This is a genomic window from Clostridium sp. MSJ-8, assembly GCF_018918325.1.
Lineage (GTDB): Bacteria > Bacillota > Clostridia > Clostridiales > Clostridiaceae > Clostridium.
This window is the reverse complement of record NZ_JAHLQH010000022.1, coordinates 1-5,320: the sequence shown is the minus strand read 5'-3', so window position 1 is coordinate 5,320 and position 5,320 is coordinate 1. Positions and strand designations below refer to the sequence as shown.

The window sequence follows — 5,320 nt, the reverse complement described above, 5'->3', positions numbered from 1 at the left end:
TTAAGAAAGTGTCAAACTTCCGACTTTGACATAAATTATACCATACTTGAAATTAAAATAATAGAAATTAATGGATAGATAACAAAAAATATTATCAAAACAAATATAAAAAAATATTTAATAAAATATTTAATAAAATTTTGTTTATGTTATAATGGTTTAGGTAGTATGGATAATAAGCGAAATAATTAAATAAATCGTACTACAAATGTGATTGAAAATGGAATTTTAACAGTATAAATAAATTTGAAATTTTAGTAGTTTAAATATATATAAATAATAATCTGTGAATAGGGTGAAGATAATGGAAAGATTAGTTATAAATGGAGGTATACCACTTAAGGGTGATGTTAACATTAATGGTGCGAAGAATGCAGCGGTTGCAATTCTACCTGCAGCTGTATTAGCAAGTGAAGGCAAATGTGTCATTGATAATATACCTGATATTGAAGATGTTCATTGTTTAGAGAGAATATTAAAGTCTTTAGGATGCGGTGTTAAGAAGACAGACTCTAACATTTTAGAAATAGATAGTACAGATATAACAAGCTGCGATGCTTGTACAGATGATGTAAGAAGAATGAGAGCTTCTTACTACTTTATAGGTGCATTATTAGCTAGATTTAAGAAGGCAAGAGTTGAATTGCCAGGAGGTTGTCCTATAGGTGTAAGACCTATAGATCAACATATAAAAGGCTTTGAAGCTTTAGGTGCAGAAGTAACTATAGAACATGGTGCAGTAAATGTTAGAGCGGATAAGTTAGTAGGAGCTAATGTATTTTTTGATGTAGTATCTGTAGGTGCAACTATTAATGTTATGATAGCAGCAACAATGGCTGAAGGATTAACTGTATTAGAGAATGTTGCGAAGGAACCTCATGTAGTTGATGTTGCTAATTTCTTAAATACAATGGGAGCTAATATAAAAGGTGCTGGAACTGATGTTATAAGAATAACAGGAGTTAAGAAATTAAAAGGATGTAATTATAGTGTTATACCAGATCAAATAGAAGCTGGAACATTTATGATAGCAGCTGTAGCAACAAAAGGTGATGTTACTATACACAATATAATTCCTAAACACTTAGAATCTATAACAGCTAAATTAAGTGAAATGGGAGCAATAATAGAAGAATATGATGATAGTATGAGAGTAACTGTAGATGGAAAGTTAAGAGGAGTAAACATAAAGACAACTCCATATCCAGGTTTCCCTACAGATATTCAACAACCTATGGCAGCTTTATTGAGTATTGTACCTAGTAGAAGTTTAATAGCAGAATCTATATGGGAGAATAGACATAAGCATATAGATGAGCTTAAGAAGATGGGTGCAAACATCAAGGTTGAAGGAAGAGTTGCTATAATAGATGGTGTTAGTAAATTAACTGGAGCAGTAGTAAAAGCAACTGACCTTAGAGCTGGAGCAGCTATGGTTATAGCTGGGCTTATAGCTGAAGGTGTAACTGAGATAACAGATATTGAACATATAGATAGAGGATATCCTCATATAGAAGGAAAATTAAGAGCTTTAGGTGCGGACATAAAGAGGATAGAAGTTGATGAATAATATGGGAGGAATCATATTATGAAGTTTTGTCCATTATATAGTGGAAGTAGTGGAAACAGTATATTTGTAGCAGGAGATAATGCTAGAATTTTAATAGATGCAGGATTACCAGGCAAAAAAATAGATGAAGCATTAAAATCAATAGGTGAAGATCCAAGTGATATAGATGGAATATTTGTTACCCATGAACATAGTGATCATATAAAAGGTGTAGGAGTTATATCTAGAAAATATGATATACCTATATATGCTAATGATAAGACATGGAGTGCAATGGAAGGATCTATAGGCAAAATCAAAGAACATAATATAAAGATAATTGATAGAAGAGGAACTGTAGATATAGAAGATTTGACTATAAAATCTTTTGCTATACCTCATGATGCTATAAGTCCTGTGGGATATACTATAATTAATAATAATAGAATTGTAAGTGTAGCAACAGACTTTGGAACATATACTCAAGAGATACATAACAATATAAAAGAATCTGAAGTTATGTTATTAGAAAGCAATCATGATATTAATATGCTTAAATTCGGACCATATCCATATCCTTTGAAGCAAAGAATACTTAGTGAAATAGGGCATTTATCTAATGATGCATGTGGTGAAGCTATAATTAATTTGGCTCGAAATGGATTGGGAAAAAAGATATTTTTAGGACATTTAAGTAATACCAATAATAATCCTGATTTAGCATATCAAACAGTGTTAAGTGTAATACAAGAGAACGGATTAGTAGAAGGACAAGATGTATTTTTATCTATGGCCAATAGAAACAATCCGAGCAAATGTATCAATTTGTAAAATTAAGTTGAAATTAAGCTTAGAAATTAGTATAATTTTTTATAGTAAGTATAGAAAGAGGAGAGTAGTATGGGATTATATACAAGATGGACCGATATGGTTGTTGAATATGTAAAAACAAAAGGAGAAAAAGCTTTTTGGCAAGAATATAGCAAAGTTGAAACTAATATATACAAAGACTTATTAGCTAATCATAATGAAGTTAAGAAGACTACAATAGCAGAGTTATCAAAGGAATATGATGCTACAGTTGAATTTGTTATGGGCTTCATAGATGGAATTAACGAAAGCTTAAAGAATCCAATTGACTTAGATACAGTAGAAGAAGATACAGAAATAGTTTTAGATATAGATTTAGAAACTTTATATTTCAATATGTTAGATGCAAAAGCAAGCTATCTATACAATCTACCTCAATGGGATGCAATATTCTCAGAAGAGAAGAGAAAAGAAATATCTAAGAAGTACAAAGATTCTAAAACAGTAAGAAATGAAAACAAAATAGGAAGAAACGATCCATGTCCATGTGGAAGTGGTAAGAAATACAAGAAGTGTTGTGGAAAATAATTTTACATAACTTCAAAAAGAGCCCTAGATAAAAGGGCTCTTTTTTTTCTTTAGGAAATTATACTTATGCTTAAGACTAATAATTTATGTGCGTATACAGATTGAAAAGTATAAATCTAGATAATATAATAAAAACAAGTAAAAGCTTAAGTATTAAAAGGTGGACCTCATAGTCCATTGTCAAATAAATATATCCAGATAATTAGGAGGTTGCATATAATGGATAATAATGTTAGGTGGTATAATAAGCTAAGAATAGAAAGAACTATAGAAGCACTAAAGAAGAATAATATGAATGGATATTACGTAAATAATAATGATGAACTAATAAAAAAGATAGAGGAAATTGTTAAAGAAGGATCAACAGTGTCTTGTGGTGGTTCTATGACACTTTTTGAGACTAATATAATAGATTACTTGAGACAAGGAAGGTATAATTTTCTTGATAGATATGCAGAGGGAATAACTCAAGAGGATATAAATAAGATATATAGACAATCCTTTAGTGCTGATGCATATTTTGCAAGCTCAAATGCTATAACAGAAGATGGGGAAATATATAACGTAGATGGTACAGGAAATAGAGTTGCAGCAATGATCTATGGTCCAGAAAAAGTAATAATAATATGTGGAGTAAATAAAATTGTTAAGGATGTTGATGAGGCAATACAAAGAACTAAAACTATAGCTTCACCAATAAATGCTAAAAGAATAAATAGGAAAACTCCATGTTGTAAAGTTGGATGTTGTATGGATTGTAGTTCTCCAGAGAGAATATGTAATGATTATACATTAATAAGAAGACAAGCTAATAAGGACAGAATACATGTTATTTTCTTAGATGAAGAATTAGGATATTAATATTTAATATTGTGGCAAAGTAGGAAGCATTTAATACATATATTATATAGACCTAACAAGGAGGTATGTATTATAGTGTTTCCTTTTCTATTTAATAATAATGATTTTGACTTTTTAGCTAATATATTTAATGATGACTTTATAAACAACATAATAGATGAAATTTTAGATAGTGATGTTATTAGTGAAGACAATTATGATATAGACTTTAAGGATTGTGGTGAGTATTATACTATAAAGGGATATTTCCCTGGCTTAACTGCAAAAGATTTAAGTATAGATTTTGATAGGAATAAAGCCATACTTACAATTAAGAAAAGAACATCATATTCTAATAATTCTAATTCTATGATGACTGTTGTTAGTACTGGATATAATACCAAGAAGGTATTTTATGTTGATGAGATTGATGTAACGAATCTAAAAGCATCTTTTGATAATAATTTTCTTGTTATTACTATGCCGAAGTTAAAGAAATTAATTAAACAAGAAGAAAATAATAATAATCCTGAAATAATAGATGTTGAGGAATATAGGGTTGAATAGTAAGTAATTTAGAATGTAAAATCGAAATTGAATGATAAAACTCAGCTTGATGGCTGAGTTTTTACAATGTATCATTTATCAATTTAAATTCTCAATTAATTGAAGCTATGTATAAGTTAAAAAATCTGTTATAGTATAATGAGAAATTGGATAGAATATTATAGGTGGTAGTAGAAATGAATATATCAATTATTGCAGTAGGAAAATTAAAAGAAAAATATCTAAAGATGGCTATAGATGAATACTCTAAAAGGCTTACTAGGTATTGCAAGTTAGACATAATAGAGTTATCTGATGAGAAGACTCCAGATAATGCATCAGAGAAAGAAGAATTAATGATTAAGGAGAGAGAAGGAAAGCTTATATTATCTAAGATCAAGGATAATACATATGTTGTAGCAATGGATTTAAAGGGAAAACAATTAACTTCAGAAGAATTCTCTAAGTTTATATCTAAATGTGGAGTGACTGGGAATTCTAACATAGCATTTGTTATAGGAGGAAGCTTAGGATTATCAGAAGAAGTTATAAAGCGAGCTGATTATAAGTTATGCTTTTCTAATATGACATTTCCACATCAGCTATTTAGAGTTATGTTATTGGAACAAATATACAGGGCATATAGAATTATGAATAATGAACCGTACCATAAGTAAATGAGGTTTTGGATAGAATTGGATATATAAATGGACGATAGGTGTGCTTTAATTTTTGCAATGAAACTTACAAAAATCTAAAGTTTGAATTTTTGTTGGGTATTTTAATTTTATTTATAGATTCTTCATTTTTCACTACTTGAGAAAATTAGAATTTGTTTTTCAGAATCTATAGCATTGAAAAAATTTTTATAATCCCATCTTTGACAGTTGGAAAGGTTAAAAATCCTGTAAGCCCTTATAAATTAAGGGTTACAGGATTTTATTGTATAAAAAAGTATGCGTACCTTTTTTATTTTTTAGTATCTTT

6 protein-coding genes are annotated in these 5,320 nt (G+C 29.1%); all 6 read left to right on the top strand.

Annotation, left to right across the window (positions count from 1 at the left end):
- Positions 1 to 304 precede the first annotated feature (304 nt).
- A complete protein-coding gene (locus tag KQI77_RS04260; protein WP_216388731.1) occupies positions 305 to 1,570 on the top strand; it encodes a UDP-N-acetylglucosamine 1-carboxyvinyltransferase in 1,266 nt (421 codons plus the stop codon).
- An 18-nt stretch (positions 1,571 to 1,588) separates the two neighbouring features.
- Complete coding sequence (locus tag KQI77_RS04255; protein WP_216388728.1) at positions 1,589 to 2,380, top strand: MBL fold metallo-hydrolase; 792 nt, start codon at positions 1,589 to 1,591, stop codon at positions 2,378 to 2,380.
- A 69-nt stretch (positions 2,381 to 2,449) separates the two neighbouring features.
- Positions 2,450 to 2,947 carry an SEC-C metal-binding domain-containing protein gene (locus tag KQI77_RS04250; RefSeq protein WP_216388726.1) on the top strand — a complete coding sequence of 166 codons (498 nt, stop codon included), beginning with the start codon at positions 2,450 to 2,452 and terminating at the stop codon, positions 2,945 to 2,947.
- 219 nt (positions 2,948 to 3,166) lie between these two features.
- Positions 3,167 to 3,808 carry a lactate utilization protein gene (locus KQI77_RS04245; protein WP_216388724.1) on the top strand — a complete coding sequence of 214 codons (642 nt, stop codon included), beginning with the start codon at positions 3,167 to 3,169 and terminating at the stop codon, positions 3,806 to 3,808.
- A gap of 75 nt (positions 3,809 to 3,883) precedes the next feature.
- Positions 3,884 to 4,354 carry an Hsp20/alpha crystallin family protein gene (locus KQI77_RS04240; RefSeq protein WP_216388722.1) on the top strand — a complete coding sequence of 157 codons (471 nt, stop codon included), beginning with the start codon at positions 3,884 to 3,886 and terminating at the stop codon, positions 4,352 to 4,354.
- A 176-nt stretch (positions 4,355 to 4,530) separates the two neighbouring features.
- Positions 4,531 to 5,010 (top strand): 23S rRNA (pseudouridine(1915)-N(3))-methyltransferase RlmH, encoded by a 480-nt coding sequence (gene rlmH, locus KQI77_RS04235; RefSeq protein WP_216388720.1) that lies wholly within the window; start codon positions 4,531 to 4,533, stop codon positions 5,008 to 5,010.
- Positions 5,011 to 5,320: the final 310 nt, after the last annotated feature.